Source organism: Bacillus sp. AK031 (assembly GCF_053903065.1).
Map to the genome: position 1 here is coordinate 3,645,697 of NZ_CP096424.1, position 21,859 is coordinate 3,667,555.

The 21,859-nt window shown below is 45.7% G+C and carries 16 protein-coding genes; 4 read left to right on the plus strand and 12 right to left on the minus strand.

Annotated elements, in window-relative coordinates; translation table 11 throughout:
* The first annotated feature begins 586 nt into the window (after window positions 1-586).
* A complete protein-coding gene (locus M1E09_RS18655; RefSeq protein WP_456272320.1) occupies window positions 587-1,138 on the plus strand; it encodes a flavodoxin family protein in 552 nt (183 codons plus the stop codon).
* Between the two features lie 78 nt (window positions 1,139-1,216).
* Here M1E09_RS18655 and M1E09_RS18660 read toward each other — a convergent pair whose 3' ends face one another.
* On the minus strand, window positions 1,217-1,372 hold the full coding sequence (locus tag M1E09_RS18660) for a hypothetical protein (protein WP_456272321.1): 156 nt from the start codon (window positions 1,370-1,372) through the stop codon (window positions 1,217-1,219).
* Window positions 1,373-1,639: 267 nt separating this feature from the next.
* On the opposite strand from M1E09_RS18660, the gene M1E09_RS18665 reads away from it, so the two are divergent.
* Complete coding sequence (locus tag M1E09_RS18665; protein WP_456272322.1) at window positions 1,640-3,103, plus strand: amidase; 1,464 nt, start codon at window positions 1,640-1,642, stop codon at window positions 3,101-3,103.
* Window positions 3,104-3,181: 78 nt separating this feature from the next.
* Here the strand turns inward: M1E09_RS18665 and M1E09_RS18670 are convergent, their stop codons facing one another.
* The 4 genes from M1E09_RS18670 to M1E09_RS18685 all read right to left on the minus strand — a co-directional run bounded on the left by M1E09_RS18670 (window position 3,182) and on the right by M1E09_RS18685 (window position 9,408).
* On the minus strand, window positions 3,182-4,894 hold the full coding sequence (locus M1E09_RS18670; RefSeq protein WP_456272323.1) for an ABC transporter ATP-binding protein: 1,713 nt from the start codon (window positions 4,892-4,894) through the stop codon (window positions 3,182-3,184).
* A gap of 246 nt (window positions 4,895-5,140) precedes the next feature.
* Window positions 5,141-6,073, minus strand: a complete 933-nt coding sequence (locus tag M1E09_RS18675; protein WP_456272324.1) for a TRM11 family SAM-dependent methyltransferase — start codon at window positions 6,071-6,073, stop codon at window positions 5,141-5,143.
* A gap of 264 nt (window positions 6,074-6,337) precedes the next feature.
* Window positions 6,338-8,575 (minus strand): bifunctional diguanylate cyclase/phosphodiesterase, encoded by a 2,238-nt coding sequence (locus M1E09_RS18680; RefSeq protein ID WP_456272325.1) that lies wholly within the window; start codon window positions 8,573-8,575, stop codon window positions 6,338-6,340.
* Between the two features lie 194 nt (window positions 8,576-8,769).
* A complete protein-coding gene (locus M1E09_RS18685; RefSeq protein ID WP_456272326.1) occupies window positions 8,770-9,408 on the minus strand; it encodes a vWA domain-containing protein in 639 nt (212 codons plus the stop codon).
* A gap of 43 nt (window positions 9,409-9,451) precedes the next feature.
* Between M1E09_RS18685 and M1E09_RS18690 the strand changes: the two genes are divergently transcribed.
* Window positions 9,452-9,952 (plus strand): hypothetical protein, encoded by a 501-nt coding sequence (locus M1E09_RS18690; protein WP_456272327.1) that lies wholly within the window; start codon window positions 9,452-9,454, stop codon window positions 9,950-9,952.
* A 130-nt stretch (window positions 9,953-10,082) separates the two neighbouring features.
* Here M1E09_RS18690 and M1E09_RS18695 read toward each other — a convergent pair whose 3' ends face one another.
* From M1E09_RS18695 to M1E09_RS18705, 3 genes are all read right to left on the minus strand, one after another.
* Window positions 10,083-11,042 (minus strand): ATP-grasp domain-containing protein, encoded by a 960-nt coding sequence (locus M1E09_RS18695; RefSeq protein WP_456272328.1) that lies wholly within the window; start codon window positions 11,040-11,042, stop codon window positions 10,083-10,085.
* On the minus strand, window positions 11,035-12,099 hold the full coding sequence (locus M1E09_RS18700; protein ID WP_456272329.1) for an LLM class flavin-dependent oxidoreductase: 1,065 nt from the start codon (window positions 12,097-12,099) through the stop codon (window positions 11,035-11,037). Before M1E09_RS18700 ends, M1E09_RS18695 begins: the two co-directional genes overlap by 8 nt.
* A gap of 205 nt (window positions 12,100-12,304) precedes the next feature.
* Window positions 12,305-13,615, minus strand: a complete 1,311-nt coding sequence (locus M1E09_RS18705) for a lysine N(6)-hydroxylase/L-ornithine N(5)-oxygenase family protein (RefSeq protein ID WP_456272330.1) — start codon at window positions 13,613-13,615, stop codon at window positions 12,305-12,307.
* A gap of 267 nt (window positions 13,616-13,882) precedes the next feature.
* On the opposite strand from M1E09_RS18705, the gene M1E09_RS18710 reads away from it, so the two are divergent.
* Complete coding sequence (locus tag M1E09_RS18710; protein ID WP_456272331.1) at window positions 13,883-14,353, plus strand: GNAT family N-acetyltransferase; 471 nt, start codon at window positions 13,883-13,885, stop codon at window positions 14,351-14,353.
* 288 nt (window positions 14,354-14,641) lie between these two features.
* Here the strand turns inward: M1E09_RS18710 and M1E09_RS18715 are convergent, their stop codons facing one another.
* The 4 genes from M1E09_RS18715 to phaZ all read right to left on the minus strand — a co-directional run bounded on the left by M1E09_RS18715 (window position 14,642) and on the right by phaZ (window position 21,856).
* Entirely contained in the window at window positions 14,642-17,872 is a 3,231-nt protein-coding gene (locus M1E09_RS18715) for a BTAD domain-containing putative transcriptional regulator (protein WP_456272332.1), read from the minus strand.
* Between the two features lie 816 nt (window positions 17,873-18,688).
* A complete protein-coding gene (locus tag M1E09_RS18720) occupies window positions 18,689-20,185 on the minus strand; it encodes a class I adenylate-forming enzyme family protein (protein ID WP_456272333.1) in 1,497 nt (498 codons plus the stop codon).
* Between the two features lie 30 nt (window positions 20,186-20,215).
* Window positions 20,216-20,947 (minus strand): 3-oxoacyl-ACP reductase FabG, encoded by a 732-nt coding sequence (fabG, locus tag M1E09_RS18725; protein WP_456272334.1) that lies wholly within the window; start codon window positions 20,945-20,947, stop codon window positions 20,216-20,218.
* 6 nt (window positions 20,948-20,953) lie between these two features.
* A complete protein-coding gene (phaZ, locus tag M1E09_RS18730; RefSeq protein WP_456272335.1) occupies window positions 20,954-21,856 on the minus strand; it encodes an intracellular short-chain-length polyhydroxyalkanoate depolymerase in 903 nt (300 codons plus the stop codon).
* Window positions 21,857-21,859: the final 3 nt, after the last annotated feature.

The following is a 21,859-nucleotide window of genomic DNA, read 5'->3' on the forward strand; positions in this document are numbered from 1 at the left end:
ACCTGTTTTCCTCGACATATCTTCCATAAGGGAAATTTCTTCCCTTATGGTGTTAGCTCATGGTACTGGTTCTTCATTGGTTCTCGCTTTTATGTTGGAGGGGGGACATGAATTGAGAATCGCTTATTTAACAAAGGGAGCGACTTAATTTGAAGAAAGGGGCAATTTTGAATCAGTGAACTTGTTAAGTTATTTTAATCTCATGCGTGAACCCAATAATGTGTACGCCGCTGAACGGCCGCTTCCGCTTTTTAGTTCAATGCCCGCCCCGCGAGTCGCACACCTGGAGCGAAAATCAGGCAACATAAACTCAATAGGCTTCTAAAAACAACTGAACCCCTTAACAAAACCTTTTCTAAAAAAATGTCTTTCAAAAACAGCTTAAATTTGGTTGTTATTTATATGGACATTCTAAACAATAGGAGTGTTCCGAATGACAATCCTGCTTTTGAGGAAAATGAAGTCAGGCATAAGTCAGGCCAATATAGGGATTTTGTGTTATTTTTAATTAGAATCCGGAACAATTGGAAACAGAATAGGCTTTTTGAAATATACTACATATGAATAGAAAGAGGAGTGTATGCTGATGAAGATTTTAGCTTTGCTGGGAAGCACAAGGAAGAATGGGAACTCTGAGTACCTTTCACAGAAAATACTCGAAGGCACAGAGCATACGGTCGTGAAGTTAGCGGATAAACATATAGAGCCGATTATTGACATGAGGCATACCGAAGAAGGTTTTTCCCCTGTAAATGATGAGTACGAAGAACTTGTTCACCTGATGCTTGAACATGACGTTTTATTATTTGCCACTCCCCTATATTGGTATGGGATGAGCGGTCCAATGAAGAACTTCTTCGATCGCTGGTCACAGTACCTGCGCGACGATCGTTTTAACCTAAAGGAAGAGCTGACAAAGAAAAAAGCTTATGTTGTCATCACGGGAGGCAGCAGTGCAAACATCAAGGGGCTGCCGCTTGTACAGCAGTTCAACTATATTTTTGAATTTGTGAACATGGAATTCAAGGACTATTTGATCGGTGCGGGAGTACGGCCGGGAGATATTTTGAATGACCTTCCTTCGTTAAAGAAAGCGGAACGGTGGAATAAACAATTTAGAGACGCAGCCCATCTATAGGGATTGCGCCTCTTTTTTTTCAATATTTTTCGCATAAAAAAACACAAGCTCTTTAGTAAGCTTGCGTTCTCAGGATATTCAGCCTCCGAACCAGCTGTTGGCCCTTGCTCTGCCTTCTTCTTGAATAATTCTCTCATTTTCCTGTTCTTCAAACGAACTTCTCCTCGGCCTTAGGAAGGCGATAACAATGGAAAAGAACAGGGTGCATCCTAATACCCACATAAGCATTGACATCTGTTTCCCTCCTTCTTGTCTTGTGCTAAATAAGTGTTACCTTTCATTTTATCACAAATTGTTTGATTTTTCAGTATTTTATAAATCATTTCCGAATTTTCTTAATTGTATTTCTCTCCCTCTTTTAATATCCTCTTCTTTAATTCCCGATTTACAGAGGGGTAAACCTCTATATTCAATATTTAAGCAGAATGCAGGGATTTATCTTTCATAAAGCGTATACTTACCTTAAAGTTGACTATTTTACAGCAGAAAGGACAGAAAACCATGAAAAATCCACAACTCGAATCCTTAAAAAATGAATGGTTGCCGGAAGCTGTGATTGAGGATATCCAGCAAAAATTACATAACAATGAAATCACTTCTGAAGACCTGGTTCTGATGTATTTGGACAGAATTGCAGAATTTGACCTGTCCGGACCGGGAATCAATTCTGTGATCGAAATGAATCCGGATGCCCTCCATATTGCAGCTTCTTTGGATTACGAAAGAAAGACAAAAGGAAGCCGCGGACCTCTGCACGGAATTCCGGTTCTTCTGAAAGACAATATTGACACTGGCGATAATATGCATACAAGTGCAGGTTCGCTTGCTTTGGCCGAATCGTATGCAAAAGAGGACGCATTTCTGGTCAAGAAACTTCGTGAAGCAGGAGCGGTGATTCTCGGAAAAACAAACCTGACCGAGTGGGCCAATTTCATGGCAGAAAAGATGCCGACCGGTTACAGCTCCAGAGGTGGACAAGTATTGAATCCATATGGCGCCGGCTTTATGGTCGGAGGTTCGAGCGCGGGGTCTGCTGCCGCCATAGCTTCTAATTTCGCTGCTGTTTCGGTTGGAACGGAAACGTCAGGCTCGATTTTAAGTCCGGCAAGCCAAAACTCCCTTGTCGGAATCAAGCCTACTGTCGGATTGATCAGCCGGACCGGAGTCATCCCAATTTCTCATACGCAGGATACAGCCGGACCTATAGCCCGGACTGTTACCGATGCGGCGATCCTGCTTCAGGCTCTCCAGGGTGTTGATGGCAAAGATGCCATTACAGCTGCCAATGAGCTATTGGATACAAATTTCGTTGAACACCTTTTACAAGATGGCCTGCGAGGCAAAAGAATCGGAATTGCCCGCAGTACTTATTTTGATTATTTGAACGAGTCACAGCTTGAAATCATGAATGAGGCAGTTGCGAAGCTAGCCGACCTTGGCGCCGACGTCATTGATTCCGTTGAAATTCCATCTACAGAAGCAGACTGGGATATTAACGTCCTGCTCTATGAGTTTAAGTCTGGAATCAACTCTTACCTGAAAAATGTTGATCCTTCTGTCGGTATCCGCTCATTGAGCGATGTTATTCGTTTTAACAATGAAACCGGTGAGGCGGCATTAAAGTACGGACAAAAGGTGATGGAGGAATCAGAGGCAACGAAAGGCCTGCTTGATCCTGCCTATCTGAACAGCCTGGAGAAAGACCATTATCTCTCAAGAGAAAGCGGCATTGATGCTGTAATGAAGGAACAAAGACTTGATGCCATAGTGTTTCCTAATAACTTCGGTGCCATGATCCCTGCAAAAGCAGGCTACCCTTCCATCACAGTTCCTGCAGGATACACAACAGAAGGAGAGCCGGTAGGCATCACTTTCACCGGCAAAGCCTACAGCGAACCTTCCCTGATTGAAATCGCTTATAGTTATGAACAGGGAACGAAGCACCGCAAGCCTCCAGTATTATAGGCATGACAGGCACGCCCCGGAATTTGTCGAATGAATTCAAAAAAGAAAGCCTGCTATCGGACGATAGCAGGCCTATTTTTAATGCTGATGCGCATGGAGCTTAGCAAAAATGCCATTCTCCTGTGCCAGCAGATCAGAATGCGATCCATCTTCAGCAATTCCATTTTCCGTGATAACCATGATCCGGTCCGCTTTTTTGATTGTCGCCAGGCGGTGGGCAATAATCAGCGTCGTCCGGTCCTTGGAGAGATCATTCAGGGCATCCTGGATAATCGCTTCCGTTTCGGTATCCAGCGCAGATGTCGCTTCATCGAGGATGAGAATCGCCGGGTCTTTAAGGAACATCCGGGCAATCGCCAGCCTCTGCTTCTGCCCTCCGGAAAGCTTCAGACCCCTCTCTCCGATTTGTGTATCATAGCCATCAGGCAGAGATGCAACAAGCTCTGTAAGATGCGCTTTGCGAACTGCCTCTTCGATATCCTGCTGGAATGCATCCAGCCTTCCATAGGCAATGTTTTCTCTCAGCGTCCCAGTAAACAGGAAAACATCCTGCTGGACGATGCCGATATTGGAGCGCAGCGATTCTTTTGTCATATCCCGTATATCAATTCCATCAACCGTTATCGCCCCTGCCTCTACATCATAGAAGCGCGGAATCAGCGAACAGATCGTCGTTTTCCCAGCACCGGACGGGCCGACAAAAGCTACCGTCGTTCCGGCTTGAATCGAAAAGGACAAGTCATTCAAAATGGTACGGTTATTTTCGTAGCCAAAGCTGACATTCCTGAAACGGATGTCCCCTCTTAAAGCAGGCGCTTCAATCGCATCCGGCTTATTTTCAATATCCGGTTCTTCATCCATCAGTTCAGCAAAACGCTTGAAGCCTGCCATTCCCTTTGGATACAGTTCGAGAAGTGCGCTGATTTTATCGATTGGCTTGAAGAGAGCATTAAGATAAAGGATGAACGCAACCAGTTCACCATAGGACAATTCCCCAGAAAAGCTGAGCCACGCTCCGTAAACAAGGATAACAAGCGTCATCAGCCTGGTGACAATATAAATCCCCGACAGGTTCCAGCTCATGACATTGTAAGCCTGCAACTTTGATTTTCGGTAAAAAAGATTGTTTTTATTAAAACGTTCTTTTTCAAATTCTTCGTTTGTAAAAGACTGAACGACACGCGCACCGGAGACACTGTCTTCCACACGTGCATTGACGTCGGCAATGTTGCCGTACATTTTCGTCCACGCTGCATTCATCTTAATATTCGAGTAGGAAATCAGCCAGACGAGAAACGGCACAATGATAATCGCCACAAGTGCGAGCTTCACATTGATCGTCAGCATGATCCAAAACGCTCCGATAAAGGTCATGATGGCAATGAAGAAATCCTCTGGGCCGTGATGGGCAAGTTCACCGATATCCATCAGGTCATTGGTGATCCGGCTCATAATATGGCCTGTTTTCGTATTGTCAAAAAAACGGAACGACTGGCGCTGGACATGGTTGAAAAGCTCGCGGCGCATATCCGTTTCTATATTGATTCCGAGCTTGTGTCCCCAATAGTTCACAACAAACTGCATCCCGGAACTCATGACGTACAACGTCAACAGCCCTGCACTGATCGCTGTGATATGTCCCCAGTTTCCTGCTGGCAGAAGTTCGTCAATGAACCAAGAAACTGCCAGCGGAAACCCGAGCTCCAGTAAGCCGACCAGCATCGCACAGAAAAAGTCTATGTAAAACAGCTTTTTATGAGGACGGTAATAGCTGAAAAATCGCTTGATCATAGTTGTCACACCTCATTTTTAATAGTTTGGAAGTTTAAGTACATTCTGATTATACTTAATTTCGTGTGTCTAAGGAATTATTTTATTTTGATAGTGGGGCGGCTGCGAGTTACCGGCAGATTTGAGTCATTTATCCGCCAACCCTTGCCTTAATCTTCCATATCCAATTTTTTCGGCAAAACGGTATTTCACGGCAATTTTTTCATAAAAAAACACCCGCAACAGCACAGGTGCCTCCCTATCAATCTACTCGCATAGTATTACTTCGCGCCTGAAATTCCCTTTCATTACAACGCAGCGATCCACTATTTCAAACCCGGCCTCTTTTATTACCGCATCAACAGGTTCAATCGTGACAAGCACCAGCCTTCCGGCAATCCGGCGGGCGCTCTCCAGCATCTCCAACTGTTCTGACCCGGTGATCACGGAACACAGGTTGTATGGCAAGTCGATTACTGCGGCGTCGTAGGTTTCCGTAACGTTACGAATATCGCGTAAGGCGACTTCGCCCCGGAGCCCAAAATATTCCATATTCTCCCTCACACCAGGCAGGACGAGGGGATTGATGTCGCTGCCATCGATATCCATGCCCATTGACAGGGCTTCTATCAATACCGTTCCGATTCCGCAGCAAGGATCGATTGCTTTTTTGCCTGACGGTTCTGGTAAAGCAATATTGGCGACAGCCCTTGCTACGCGTGTACCGAGTGCTGTGGAGTAACTGTTGGGCTTCCATTGGTGCTTCAGCCAGACGGCTTCATTTTTACAATAAGGCCCGAACATCCAGCGGCCATTTGCTTGGATAATACCAAGAATTATTTCAGGTTCAGATAGTTCCGCCTCCCCGCGGATATTCATGCCCACCTTGCGCTCAATGCTCCTCCGCTCTTCAAATCTCACTTTTTCTTCATTCAAAAAAGCAGTTTCCTGTACATACATCACTTTAAAGGTCGTTTCCATCTCAGGAAGCTCTCTTATTTTTTCAATCAATTCCTCCAGGCTGCCTCCTTCACAGAGGACCTCGATTCTTTCCCGGATAAAGGGGCTGCGGCTTGGATCGACCTTCAGGCGGCTTTCCAAAATGCCGGAATTAAGATCCGTACCAAAAAGCGCCCGCGTTTCCATTGCGCACAATTCATCCTCATTTTCATCCCAAGAATAGATATAAATATAGTTCATCGGGTAATCACGTCCAATCGTATAAAAAAGAACTCAGCCAGAGCCCTTCTACTCACTCGCTGCTTGAGCATACCCTACCAAACTGGTAAAAGCAACTGAAGATCGCTGCCATCCTTTACTACGTTAAAGCACTAAGAGGGACTGTCCCTCTTAGTGCTTTAAAGCGTTGCTGCGTTAGTGCGTGAAGAGGGACTGTCCCTTATGCTTGGGTGACGCATTAACGCGGCAAAGGACCGCCCCTCCGGGAGGCGGTCCTTTGCTGCGTTAGTCTTTTGGTCCTTTGTTTTTCACCAGATACTCTTCCAGCTCGTCCGCCGGCAATGGCTTGCTGTAGTAGTAGCCCTGGCCGACCCCGCAGGAGTTTTCGATCAGGAAGTTCACCTGCTCTTTTTCTTCTACGCCTTCTGCGATAATGGTAAATTGCATGTTCTGTCCCATATCGATGATCGTTTTGACGATGGAACCATTTTTTGAATGCTTCGAGTGATCGATGATATCATCCACAAACGATTTATCGATCTTCAGATGGTCAATCGGTAAATATCTCAGTGTGTTAAGGGAGGAATATCCCGTCCCGAAGTCATCAACACTGATGGTCACACCCAGCTTCTTAAGTTTTTTCAGCACTTCGGATGATCTTTCGAAGTCCTGCATGATACTTTCAGTAATTTCCAGTTCAAGAAAACCTGGATCCAAACCGGTTTCATTCAGTGCCTCTTCCACTGAAGCAACAAAATGATCATCCTGCATCTGCCTTACAGAAATGTTCACCGCTACCGGAATTTCGCCGATCCCGCTCTTTTCCCATTCCTTGCTCTGACGGCATGCTTCCTGGAGCACCCACTTTCCAATCGGGACGATCAAACCGGTTTCTTCAGCAAGGGGAATGAATTCAGCAGGAGATATCATCCCGAGAACCGGGTGCTTCCAGCGAAGCAAGGATTCGACTCCTAGTACACTGCCATTATCCAATTCCACTTTCGGTTGGTAAAACAGGACAAACTGCTCCAGTTCCAACGCTTTGCGCAGCTCATTTTCAAGCTCCATTTTTCTCGATGTGTTCCGGTTTAAATCCTGATTATAGAACTGGAAGTTGTTTTTCCCCCGCTCTTTTGCCAAATACATCGCGGTATCTGCATGCTTGATCAGCGTCTCTTGATCAGACCCGTCTCCCGGATACATGCTGATTCCAATACTTGGGGTGACAAAGAACTCCTGGCCGGATATTTCGACCGGTTTTACAAAGCTTTGCAGAATCCGCCGGGATATATCGGAGACCTCTTCCCTGCTGCTGTTCTCAAGAAGAATGATGAACTCGTCACCGCCCTGCCTGAATACCTCGCCCCTTTTTTCGATTACACTTCTCAACCTTTTGGCGACAACCACCAGCAATGAATCTCCTGTCGAATGCCCCTTTGTATCATTAATGACCTTAAAACGATCCAAATCCAGGAACAATATCGCAAAGGATTGAAAGGCAGAATTTTTAATGGTTTCGCTGACTCTCTGCTTAAATAGATTCCGGTTCGGAAGCCCTGTCAATGAATCATAAAAAGCCATCTCACGAATCATCTGTTCCGACTTCTTCCTCTCCGTAATATCCCGGCCAATCAATTGGATGGCAGGTTTTCCATCATAGAGAATCGGCATAGCCGAAACCTCGACATCAAAGAGAGAGCCATCGGCGCGGTTTGCCTTAATCTCAAAGATCAGATTTTCAGTTTTTCCCGCAACTTTTATATTTTCTACAGCTTTTCGGACCATAGCAATATCTTCATGGCTTACAAATATTGAAATATCCTGCCCGATTAACTCATCTGGATTTTTGTAACCCAAGACCTTGCTTCCGGACTCATTCACATATAAAAATCGGCCTTGATGGCTTACCGCAATGAGGTCAGGCGACATTTCAACCAGGCTGCGATATTGATCCTCACTTTCTCTTCGGTCGGTAATATCGAATAAGACACTGGAAAAATAAATAAGATTTCCTTTGTCGTCCAATGTCGGAATTCCCCTGTCCTGAATCCAGCGCACATTCCCATCAGGCTTGATGATCCGGTAAATGCTCGTACATGGTTCCCCCGTTTGGAGGCATTTGCTGCGCTCCTCCATAACAGGAATATCCTCCGGATGAATGACCTTTTTCCATAAAAGAAAATCATTATAGAATTCTTCCAGCTTCCTTCCATATAACTTTTCAATTCCAGGGGTTATCAGTAATTCATCCGTCTTAATATCATGAGACCAGATCGCTACATCCAGGGAATCGAAAATATGATTCAGTTTCTCGTTCGTGACTTTCAATTCCTTTGTCGTTTTGAATATCCCTTTTAGCATGAAATACACCAGCCCTAACGTAATGACCGTCAAAGCCACTTGCATAATCAAGTTGGAAAAATTCTCGACAGGAAAATACAGCCCCAGGATAAGCTGCAGTATTTGTATGAAAATGACTATGAAAACGATGTTCATAAAAGAATTATTCGTGTTATGTCCCACTATGTATATGCTCCCGCAATTAAAGTTTGAAATAAGACCTGTTTTATATAGTATCGACCAAAATACAAAATTAACAAGAGTCTTCCCGATATTATCTAGTCTAACTTGATTGAGATTCGCTAACAAGGGGGCTTTAACACATTAACGCGCTAAGAGGGACAGTCCCTCTTAGCGCGTTAATATGCTAAAGCCATTCACTTTGTTCTCATCTCAGATACTGCTTCACTCATTTTCGTATACATTTTCTCTACACCTTCATCTGTCGCTTCAAAGTCATAGGCATTTTCAGCATGGATTCCGAGGTGGTCCGCTTCTTGGGCTACATCGATGTTGGCACCCATGAAAATGAACTCCCAATTGTACTTTTCCTGCTGATGGCTGATCATGTGTTTGATTTTTTCGTAACTGAATTCCCTGCTTGCATTCTCCAACCCATCTGTGGTGATCACAAAAATTACGTTGCCGGGCTTTCGTTCCTCAGGTGTCTGATCGAGTCTCCGGCCGACTTCTGAAATTGTCTTCCCGACTGCATCCAGCAGGGCTGTGCAGCCTCTCACGTAATACTCCCTGTCTGTCAGCTTTATCTTGTGTGCCTCTGCACCCTGCCACAAGATCTCATACTGATCATCGAACAAGACAGTCGTTAAAACCGTTTCCCCTTCCATTTCACACTGCCTTTTAACAAACCCATTGAACCCGCCGATCGTATCGCTTTCCAACCCAGCCATTGAACCGCTGCGATCAATCAAAAATACCACTTCCGTCAGGTTTTTATCCATTCCATCCATCTCCTTCAACTTGTTGATGATATAATGATAGCTAATTACATCCATCTTTTGGTCGCCTGCTGAGCGACATTTAAGGGAGGTATCGATTATGCTTGACCAAAAGATTTTAAAAGAGTTGAAGGATTATGTACGGGAGCATCTTGAGAACGTTCCACTGATGGATATTTGCGAATCACACTACCAGGTTGATAGTGAAATCATGGAGAGTGTGAAACACAGTGAATTGGATGACTTTATTAAAATGAATGAAAAACCTTCTTTTCGTGAAGAGTTGTTCCATTTTATTGATGAAAAAGGACTTACCGACCCTGAAGTGTATAAACGCGCCGGGATCGACCGTAAACTTTTTTCGAAAATAAGATCCAATCCCGCTTATAAGGTGGGGAAAAATACAGCGATCGCACTCGCGCTTGCCCTCAAGCTCGATACATATGATACCGAAGGCCTGCTGAACTCAGCCGGTTTTTCGTTGTCGGGCAGCGATACCTATGACCTTGTGATCCGTTTCTGCCTCGAAAAAGAAATCTATGACCTGGATGGTGTGAACCAGGCGCTGGATTCGCTCAGTTTGAACCCTTTGACAGGGTGACGGCAATCCTCCTGTGCCCAAACACTTTAATGCGTTAACGCACGAAGAGGGACTGTCCCTCTTCGTGCGGTGAAGCACTAAAGCATTAACGACAGATAAGCCCGGCCGCAATTGGCAGCCGGGCTTTGTTTTATATTGTGATTTCTTTATTTTCATCTACTTTCTGCAGTTCATGTGCCAGGAACATTGCCAATTCGAGCATGCCATACTTCTCGGCTTTGGCTTCGGCATCGGAATTGTAGTTCGTGTTGGTATTAATGTCATAGGTGAAAATCTTGCCGTCCTTGTCATAGATGAATTCAATACCGGCTATCTGGATGTCATTCGCCGCCAGCACGTTTTCATATTTTGCAAGAATCGGATCATGGAATCCGTCAAGAATCTGGAATTTCGGTGTCTTGGAAGGCTCTTCACCTGCAGGGCAGAATAAGTCCCCAATTTCACAGGAGTCTGCCGGGCACAATTCGAACCCTTCGGAAGTATCAACCCTGACGGCGTAGATAAATTTTCCGCCGATAAATTCACAGCGTGTAATAAAGCTCTCAGGGGCAGAAATGTATTCCTGAATCAACGTGACACCGTCTACCGGTTCTTCAAACCCCGGCCCCTCGACATAGTTTCGCAGACTTTCAATGGTTTGAAACAATTGGACGCCCAATCCCTTGCCGGCACGGTTATGCTTAGTGATGAACGGCTTGCCTGCAAACGGCTCAGCTGCCTTCAAGATCTGCTCTTTCCCCACGGCGGCCACTGTTTTTGGAGTCGGCACACCATGTTTATTCAATTCAAGATACTGTTTCACTTTGCTGACTTCAAGCTCCAGTGCACGAGTGCCATTGAAAACCTTCCTGCCATGAGCCTCAAGCCATGACAGCACTTGCGCTGTGTACTCAGGCGCATAACGATTGCCCCTTGTATGAGATGATGCACTCATTCTGCTGTAAAAAACACCTTGAGGCGGTTCTTGGGACAGGTCTAGCGTCCCTTCACTCAGATGCCACTCTTCATAAGGCAAGCCAAGTTCTTCAAGTCGTTTTGTTAAATGAACTGTCCATTCACTGTTCTCATGGATGACATATATTTTACTCAAAAGAAAGCACTCCTTCTGCTGATTCGCGTTTTTCTTCGACCAACGGCATGACCTGTTTTGCAAAACGTTCCATTTCCTCTAACTGCGGTGAAAATTGCAGCAGCAGCAAGTCCAGTCCGGCATTTTCGTACTCAACAATTCTCTCGGCAATTTGTTCTGGAGTGCCGACCAAATTCGGACGCAATCCTCTGTTGGAAACGGAATAATCCTGAAGCTGAATCTGCTGTTCAAGCTGTGATTTGCTTGTAAAATCGTTGAATCCTGCGTAGGCGCTGGAATCTTTTACAGCCGTGATTCTCGTTAGTTCTTCCATTGCTTCCTCCTCGGAATCGCGGCAAATGACATAGGCTGCCATTCCGAATGAGCTCAATGCGGGATTTCCGGTCTGTTCCCTGCGTGACTTCATATCCTCTATTTTTCTCTGAATCTCTTCAACTGTTCCCCCGTGCATCACGTACGCATCACATTTTTCAACAATGGCCGCTTTGCCTTTTTCACTTTCACCGCCTGCATAAAGGGTCGGGTTCGGGTTCTGGACCGGTTTCGGAAAAAGCTTTGTATCCTGGAATTGATAGTACTTTCCGTTATAAGAAAAAGAATCTTCTGTCCACAGGCCTTTCAGGACATCAATGAATTCTCTCGTCCGGTCATAGCGCTCATCATGTTCGGTAAAAATCCCGCCATACTGACGGGCTTCTTCTGCCCACCACGCAGACACGACGTTCAAGGTGAAGCGGCCTTTGCTCATCTGATCGATGTTCGCAGCCATCTTGGCTGCAGTCGCCGGATTGTGGAACCCGGGGCGGACCGCCGTCATGATTTCCAATTTATCGGTTGCGGCTGCCAAAGCTGCAGCAGTTGTCCATGCTTCTAAAGAGTCGTACTCAGGACCTTTTATATCATTCAAATAAAGTTCTGCAATCAGCGTAGTGGAATATCCCCATTTTTCAGCTGACAAGGCAACCTTCTCTGCATATTCATAAGTGGCAGGCATATTTTCACCCTCTACATTTCGCAGCCAGCCTCCAAAAATCGGCAGCCAAAACCCATACTTCATCTCAATCTCTCCTCCGCTTTTCTATTCTCAACTATTCCAACCTGTTAAGTTGGTTTTACGTTGATAATATTTCAAATTGGAAAAATTGTCAATCAAATAGAGAGGAATTGGGTTTCGACAAAAACCGGGGCGTGACAGGCACGCCCCGGTTTTTCTCCATGTAAAAAGCAGAAGGTAACGGATACCTTCTGCCAATGTCGCCGACTTATAATTTCTTGAATTTCTCCGCATCGAAGTTCTGAAAGACATTCTTCTCTTTCATCGGGAATATTTCCTTGCCAGTAAGATTGTTGATAATTACTTTGTTCCGGTGAACAGCAAGTCCCAGGTTGGTAGATCCGACACCGTGGGAGTGCGAAATTCCGCTGTGTACATAGATCTCGTTAGGAATGCTCAGACGCAAGCGATAATCCGCTTCCACTTCATATCTGCCCTTGTCATCAAAAGCCATATATGTTCCCAGGTTCTCTGTGATAAACTCCGGTACATTTGGACGGTAGCCTGTCCCAACGATCACGACTTCACTATCATGGGTGAAATCATAATCCTGCTGCCACTGATGGCACTGGATTTCACACCCATCACCTTTTTCCTCGATTCCTTTTACCTCAGTCAACACCTGCAGACCCAAGTTAAGCTCCTCGCCGGAAACGGAATGCTCATAAAGAAGGTTATAAATATCATTGATGGTATGGGAGCTGATGCCTTTATACAAGAGATCCTGACTCTTAAAAATTTCGTCCTTTTTCTCCTGAGGGAACTTGTAGAAGTAATCCACATAGTCAGGAGAGAATTGCTCTACGGTCAGCTTCGATTCTTCCATCGACAGGAAGCTCTTTGAACGGGTGATCCATGTCAGTTTATATTGACAATCCATTCTTTCTTTTAACAATTCACGGAACACTTCCGCAGCACTCTGCCCGGAACCGATGACCGTGATCGACTTCGCTTTTCGGCAGCGATCCTGATTCTGAAGGAATTGCGATGTATGGAATACTTTATCTTCAGGCAGCCCCCGGAATGTTTTTGGAAGGGCAGGAGTACTTCCTGTACCCAATACAAGATTCTTGCTGTAGTGAGTTTCCTGTTCGTTCGTTGCGATATCTTCAACCGTTACGGTATAGACTTCTTCCCCTTGATCGTAATTCAGTTCAACGACTTTTTTTCCAAAGCGGCAGTTTTGCAGTTCGTTTGCCACCCATTGGCAGTAATCATTGTATTCACGTCTAGGTATATCAAGCCTTTGTAAAAAATAGAATGGATATAAACGGTTTTTCTCAGATAAATAATTTAAAAAACTGTAGCGATTTGTCGGATCCGCCAAGGTAACCAGGTCCGCCATAAAAGGCACCTGCAGTCTTGTCCCAACAATCAGCATGCCTTTATGCCAGTCAAACTGTGGCTTCTGATCAAAAAAGACAGCATCCACCTCCGGCTGGTCCTCAAGCAAAGCGGCAAGACTCAAATTAAACGGTCCCACCCCAACTCCAATCAAATCATAAACCTTACTATCCATGACTACTTCAACCCCTTATCCAATTTATCTATCTAATAAAAATCCCCATAATAAAAGGTTAACTTAAGATGCCGTGACTGTCACCACCCGATTTTTCTTGTTTCACAAAATGTTTCACAAAACGGGTTATCGATTCGACATATCTCGGGTTGTGCCTGTCACCGCCCGGTTTTTCTTTATCTGAGGAGAACCCTTAAGTATTGGAAGGAAATTCACTAGTTTAGGAGAAATAAGTAATAACAATAATGTGGAAAAGGAGTTAACAAAATGGATGTGCTTTTAAAGGATTTATCGAAAGAGAATTTTTGGGATATCTTAAATTTAAAGTCGAGCAAAGATCAGGAAGAAAAGATCCAGATATTTGAACGCTGGGTCGGTTCCAATGTGTTTTTTGTCGCAATGGCATCAGTTTATGGTTTTAAAACTAAAGCCATTTATGATGGTGATACGCTGATCGGCTTCGCCAGCCACGGGTGGGATGAGGAACACAGCCGTTATGAGATGATCAGCGTGATGCTAGGCCATGCTTTCCAAGGAAAAGGCTATGGCAAAAGAGCGATGCAGCTGGTTGTCAATGACATGGTTGAGGAATACGGCTGCGATGAAATCTATTTGACCGTCATCCATGACAACGAAGCCGCCATCAGAGTCTATGAAGCGCTTGGCTTCCAGGCTACCGGTGAAGTTTTCAAAGCCTTTCATGATGAACCGGTTTATAAACTGGTCGTGAACAAATAAGTTAAGCTTGGAGAGATCAGGAAATGTTTGTAAAAAGGAGAAAAGAACGTAGACAACGAAAAAAAGCTGAAGGCTCTTATACCTTTTGGGATGCAGTCGGAGATGTGCTCATTTGGGTCCCCGAACTGATTATTTGGCCATTCCGCCTATTGTGGTACTTATTAAGAGGGATCTTCAGCATCTTTGATGGGATATGATATGGTGTCACTTTATCACTTTAAAGCACTAAGAGGGCCCGGCCCTCTTAGCGCGTTAGTGTGTTAAAGTCCTTATTCTTAATCGACAAATTCAGACAAAATCCGGGTGGTGCCTGTCACCGATGATCATTTGGTACATTTCCTTCGTTGGTTCCATCGGTTCAACACCCAGCTCGGCATTCAATATTTTTTTGCATTTGTTGTACCACTTGATGGCCTGTGGCCGGTTGTTTTTCTGATAATAACAATACATCAGCAAACGGTACGCTTCTTCCCAGGTATCCTCTTCCATCAGGATTCGTTCACACCAATGGATGCAGAGTTCGAAGTCCGATAAGCGGACGGCGACCTGCGCGAGCATCTCGGCAGCGCGCAGGAAAATGACCTGCAGTCTTTCCCTTTCAGTGAGGCACCAGTCTGCGAACCGGTGATCCGGCAAGTAATCCCCTTCATACAACTTCAAACCTCTTTCCAAGAGTTCTTTTGCCTGGCAGGGATCCTTCTCCGTCAATCCTTCCGACACCCACTCCTCGAACAGGACCGTATCCAGCTGGTATACAGCCTCCTGGTTGATTCCATAAAATGCGCCGCTCCGTTTGATAAAGTAGGACTCCTCCCTCGCTTTGCGCTGCGGTTCAATGGTCTTCAAAAGCGAATTCAATGAAACTTTGAAACTGCGGTTTGCCGCCTCTTCATCCTGGTCCGGCCAGATTTCCTGAAAGATCTCATCCCTGTCGACCAGTTTGTTTTTATTGGTAATGAAGAATTCAAAAAGCTCTTTCGCTTTCCCTCTCTGCCAGTCACTTTCGCCAATCACCCGGTTCCCCAGCTGCAGCTTGAATGTTCCCAGCGTCTGAACCTTCAGCGTATAGCCGGGATGATTGTCCATGCTGCTGATGCCCATCTCCGTTATTGACGGACTATGAATATTGTTTTTCTGTGCTTTTACCAATAGGGGGACAAAATTTTGGATATCGGCCGGGCCAAATGTCGTCCTTTTTGTCAGAAAGTACTGGTATTCCCCAATGACCATCTCGTTTAGAAACTGCCTCATTTCCCGGTTAAAAGCTTCCTCCTGCCCTGTTTCATAAGCAATATAGGCTTTCCAAAAAGACGTCAGCATCATGCCGTACCGGTCTCCGCACTCTTCAAAATGATTCCTTGCCTCCACCAGGACACCGTAAGCTGATTCGTATTTTTCACAATAAATGGCGGCTATGCCCATACATAACTGAATCAAGGTCGAGAGCCAGACATCTTTCACCCTCTCAGTCTCGTACAAGCCTTTCTGGCCCGCTTCAATCGCTCTTTCATAGAAACCCTGTTTTCCCAGCAGAATGCATAATCCCATGTAAGGCTCAGCCTTGCCGCGGGGAACATCGATGTGATCCATGATATCCAGGGACGTATCATAGCATTTCTCCGCCAAATGTGGTTCGTACCGGTCAAGCAGCTGGACAGCATGGCCCATCCGCATCCAGCCGCACGCTTCCACAAAGGGGGACTGGATATCCATGCCGAGCTTCATCCCCTGCTCTGCATATTTTTTGCTTTCCTCCGGATTCCCCCTGAATGCTTCTATAATTGATAGCAATATATCCGTTTCCCTGTGTGATTGAGAGAGATGAAGGGTACTTTGTTCAAGATTGATATTCTTTCTTTTTAAAAGAAGCTCCCGTGCCTTATTGAGCCTGCCTGTGCGCAAATAAATCCGCGCTTTTAGATTTCCTTCCTCCAACGGCAGATTCAGTGATTCCGCCCGTTCATACCATTTTTCCGCCTTGGCGGCCTGGCCTGAATTCAAGAGGTTTTCCGACAACAGATGATACAGTTTTGCCATCTCTTCTTTGCTTTCTTGGGACTCTTCCCTCAACCCGATTGCCCGCTGAAGCACCCGCTCTGCCTTGTCCGGCTGAATCGTATCCAGGTAAATCCGGGCAATTCCCTCAAGCGCGATGCTGGTCAGATAATGGTCCTTTGCCCCTTCCCCGATCTCTATCGCTTTCTTATAACAGGATTCCGCCCATTCATAGGAAGATCGGAGGCGGCTGATTTCCCCCTGATAAAACCATAGAATCGGAAACTGATTTTTCAGCTCCTCCGGAATCGGCTTTAAATAGTCGAGCAGTGTCTGCAACTTGCCTTTCTGAAGCAATTCGCGCCCATGGATGGTTATCACCTTTGCCCCGTGGCTGTATTCTTCAATCTGCAAGTAATGATGGAGAGCGTTCTCGATATCCTCTTTTTCAAAAAAACGAGCCGCTTTCTGATGTAATACCTTGTGCTCAAACTCTTGCTTCATCATCAGCTGATCTTGTAAAAACTCTTTAAACAAAGCATGATACCGGTATCTCTCTCCATCTATCTGCTGTATAAAAACATTCTGTTGAGACAGCTTCGATAACATAAATCCCGATCCCTGCATGTCTAAGACGGCATCACAAACCTGCGGGGAAAGCTCATCCAAAATACTGGTTTTCAGCAGGAAATCCTGAATTTCCCGAGGCTGCTTTGACAACACTTCCATTGCAAGGAAGTCGAATAAATCCTGAAGTGTTTCCGCCCGGTTATCAAGAATGCTCCCGGAATAATCACCGCCGTGCAAATTCCCGACAAGCATGTGTACAGCGATCGCCCAGCCTTCTGTCAACTGATGGATCCTGTCCAGCTCCTCTTTGTTGATGGTAATCTCGTAAATATCCTGAAGCAGATGCTCTACTTCATCCAGACTCAATATCAAATCCTTTTGGGCGATTTCAAGAAGTTCCGCTTTTACCTTCAGAGAGGTTAGAATCCCCCACACCGGCCTGTTCCTGGTCGAAATCACGAGATGGAGATTGGACGGAATGTATTCCAGGAATGATTTCATCCATTTCTCAATCACGGATGATCTTTGAATATGATGATAATCATCCAATATCAGCACGATCTGTTTCTGGATGCTCACTGTTTCATTGACAAACATGGAAATCAGTGACCAAACCTGTTCATCACTAATATGATTGTTCAACAGCTTGAGTTCTTTCAGGACGTTCGATCCGAAAGCAGGATACTTTGCCTTGATGGCATGGACAAGCTTTGTTAAAAAAGGAATGATATCATCGTCGTTTGGAGAAATGGAGTACCAGCAGGAATCAGCCTCAATATCATGGGCGAAAAGGGTAAGAGCCGTGCTTTTTCCATAACCGGCCCTTGCATGCAGAATGGTCAGGGGATAGCGGGGAATGGAGGCCAGTTTCTTATGTAGGCTTGCTCGCCTTAGGAAACTTTCCTTCACGGGCGGCGGCATTAATTGACTTTGAATGACGGGTATGACGGCCATATGTTTCCCTCCTTTCTAAAATGTATATGCAGCATCGACTGTAATCATTAAGGCTTGTACGAAAATATACTTTCTTTTGATATTCGATAAAAACAGGTGGAATCCTTTTTGGGGTAAAGGGTAATTGGCATTATTGCGAATTTCAGCTTCCACTTCCTGTCGCGTGACTCTGCAGAACAGGTGGCGGCCCTTCGCTGCCGGTAAATTGATCTGCCTGGTTCTTGATTCTGACTCCTGTCTCTGCTCCGTTCAAGTAGGGTATTGGCGGAACTGGATGGGGTATTGGCTTGTTTTTGTTCTCATGGAAATAAAAGTGAAATGCTCATATATTTTGATTCTGGCTCATAAAATGGAAATTACGCTCATAAATTTCATATTTATGCTCATAAATGTCCGATTTCGCTCATATATCTGAAATTTGGCTCATAAATATCGTTGGCTGCCTATCAGTTGACTCGCAAGTCAGCTGCTTCTGCTTCCATATTTGTTTCCTCACTGTTTTTTTCCTATGCAGACCTTAAAACGAGTAACTTTTCAGTTGAATTGGTTGGTACAGCCAATATTCATTGAAAAAATGCTCAGAAAGCAGTCGCAGAAATGCTATGGCGTTAATTTCCCCTTGGGCCGCTTCGCTTTTTCACATCCTCATAGGCAGAACCCACTCGGTGTTCTCTCCCTCCCGTCCCCGGCCTTTTTTACTGCAACCACTTTACCGACAAAACGAAAAATTTCCAGCACAAACTCCCCCAACCACCTCATCACACACCTTCCATCCAAATAAAAAGCCCCCGCCCTCTTGAGGCAGGATGCTTATCACTATGTCACTCTATTCAAACTGCTCCTCAGCTCATTCTTATTGATCTTGCCGACATGTGTTTTCGGCAGTCCATCAACAATATAGAAGCTTTTCGGTATCTTATACTTCGTCAGCTTTCTTTTGCAGTAACCCTCAAGCTCATCATCGGTAAGGCCGGCCCCATCGGCAGCGGCAACAAACGCGACCACTTTTTCGCCCCATTTTTCATCGGGAATGCCGATGACCGCCACTTCTTCGACAGCCTCATGGGATTCGATCCAGTTTTCAATTTCCAGCGGATAGACATTCTCCCCGCCGGTAATGATCATGTCTTTTTTCCTGCCGACAATAAAGCAGAAACCGTCACCATCCATCTTTGCCAGATCACCGGTATGGAACCAGCCGTCACTCCAGACATCCTCTGTTTCTTTTTCTTTGTTCCAGTAATATTCAAACAAGTGGCTTCCCCGCAGATAGAGCTCGCCGACCTCACCCGGCCCTGCCTCATCTCCATTTTTTTTAACGATTTTCACCGCATTGAACAGCATTGGTTTTCCTACTGAACCCGGCCGCTTCACGGCTTCTTGAGGGTCGATGTAAAAATTATTGGGACCCGCTTCGGTCAATCCATATCCCTCTTTAAAAGCAAGGCCTTTACTGGTAAATACATCATAAATGCCCAACGGACAGGGCGCCCCTCCTGACAGAAATACCTTCATGTCCGGAAACTTGGCTTTTTTAAACTCCTTCGTTCTTGTGAGCATATGGTACATGGTTGGTACAAACAACACAATTGAGCATTTGTAATCAATGAGATCCTTCACAGCCTGCTCCGGAACGAATCCCGGCGACAGCACAACCGTTCCGCCAGCAACGAGGACCGGGACCGATAAAGCATTCAACCCGCCGGTATGGAACATCGGAATACAAGTCAGGGTAGTATCCCTATCCGTGAGGTTCCAGCTGACGATGGTGTTGATGGCGTTCCACATAATCGAACGATGTGACAGAACCGCGCCCTTCGGATGGCCTGTCGTCCCGCCTGTATAAATCATCGCTAGCGGATCTGCCTCTGCTGACTGAGGAGCCGGCAAAGTACCTTCCTCCGGAAAATCATCAATATAATTGTTGCCTTCAATTTCTATTAAGTAAAAATCCTCCTGAAGCTGACTCGCCTCTTTGATGAAGTCCGCTTGAACTCCCATCACGGCCGGAGCGGCATCTTTCACGACAAACTCCAGTTCATCCGCAGACAGCCGCCAATTCAACGGGACGAATATCGCACCGATTTTCATGCAGGCAAACAGGAAATCAAAGTAACTGACATGATTCGCAGAAAATAAAGCGATCCTGTCGCCCTTGCCGACCCCCTGCTCCAAGAATAAAGCGGCAAGCCTCGAGGCCCGTTTATCCAGCTGGCTGTATGTCCAGGAATCATCGGTTACGGAATCAATGACCGCACATTTATCGGGAAACAAGTCGGATCTGCTTTTAATCCAGTCGATTTCATAGCTCACTCCAATCTCTCCTCTTCTAAACATGTGGTCTTACATCATGATTCCTCCATCGACATGAAGAACGTGGCCATTAACGTAATCTGATTCATCACTCGCCAGGAACAGATAGGCATTTGCAATGTCTTCCGGCTTTCCTAACCGGCCCATCGGAACCTGCGCTTTCATTTTTTCGATGACCTTCTCAGGCACTTCCGCGACCATCGCCGTTTCCGTGAATCCCGGAGCTACGGCATTGACATTGATTCCTTTTCGGGCAAGCTCCTTTGCCCATGTCTTGGTCATCCCGATGACGCCCGCTTTGGCCGCTGCATAATTCGTCTGCCCCACGTTTCCGTAGGTTCCCGTTACAGAAGAAGTATTGATGATTTTCCCCTTCCCCTGTACCGCCATATGCGGCAGGACAGCCTGTGTACAATGAAATACTCCGGTCAGATTTACATTGATGACCTGTTGAAATTGCTCTGCCGTCATCTTTGACAGCATCGAATCCCTTGTAATTCCTGCATTATTAATAAGGATATCGATTTTTCCATGCAGGCTGATGACGCTTTCGACCAGCCTGTCGACACTTTCTCTATCCGATACATCCACCTGAATGAACCTCACGCCTGGATTGGATTCTTCCGCTTCCTTCCCGGCTGCTTCATTGTAGTCGGCGATCACCACCTTGGCTCCTTCTCTCGCGAACACTCTTGCGGCTTCAAGCCCAATCCCATTTGCCGCACCGGTAATGATCGCCACCTTATCCTGCAATCTGCTCATCCTGTTTTACCCCTCTCCGTCTAAAAATCGTTCCATATGCTGAAGCAGTCCATCCAAATCATCTACAAGCGGAGAATGGCCGCAATTCTTCATCTCAATAAATCCTGCTTTGCCCTCATAATCTTCCAGCAACTCATTGGTCATCTGCCCGGTCACCACAAGATCCCTGTCGCCCCTGATGGCTAAAACCGGAATCGTGATTGTGCTGACTTCTCCGTTCCCTTTCGTTAACCCGTTATCATGACTGCTGATATTGAAGAGATTCAAAGCTTGATAGACTTCGGCAAGATTGCGCTGTGTGCACATATCATCCAGGTATTTTTCATAGCGGTCCGCTTCCGGTTTTTTATCCGTGTAAATCAAAGAACCCCAAATCGCCCGCAGCAAATCATGGTTTTGATGATTATAAGCCGCTTGAACGGGAATCGTTTTTCCATGGTCCTGCTTTACCTGTTCGAGGGTACGCAGCCTGTTTGATGGATCGGGAAGCCCCTGTTCATTGCTTCCGTAAAATGGATAGCCCCTTGTAGAAGCCGATGCCAGAAGCAGGAGCCTGTTGCAATATCCGGGATGGTCTATGCAAAACTGCTGGCAGACCGCTCCGCCAAGAGACCAGCCGACAAGGGAAAAATCAGATAAACCCAGTTCATCGGCAAATCCCCTTAAATCATCCGAAAAATCGTTTATCGACTGAATCGGCTTGTTATAGGATGACTCGCCGAAGCCCCGCAAGTCGATGGCATAGAGCTTGAATTTCTCATCCATTTTTTCAAGGACAAGGTCCCAATGAACAGAGGACGTCATATTGCCGTGAACCAGCACCACTACCTCACTGCCGCCTTCCCGTTCCCGGTACCCAAGTGTTTCTCCATTCGCTAATGTCACTTCTTTCAACTTGATTTCTGCCATTTT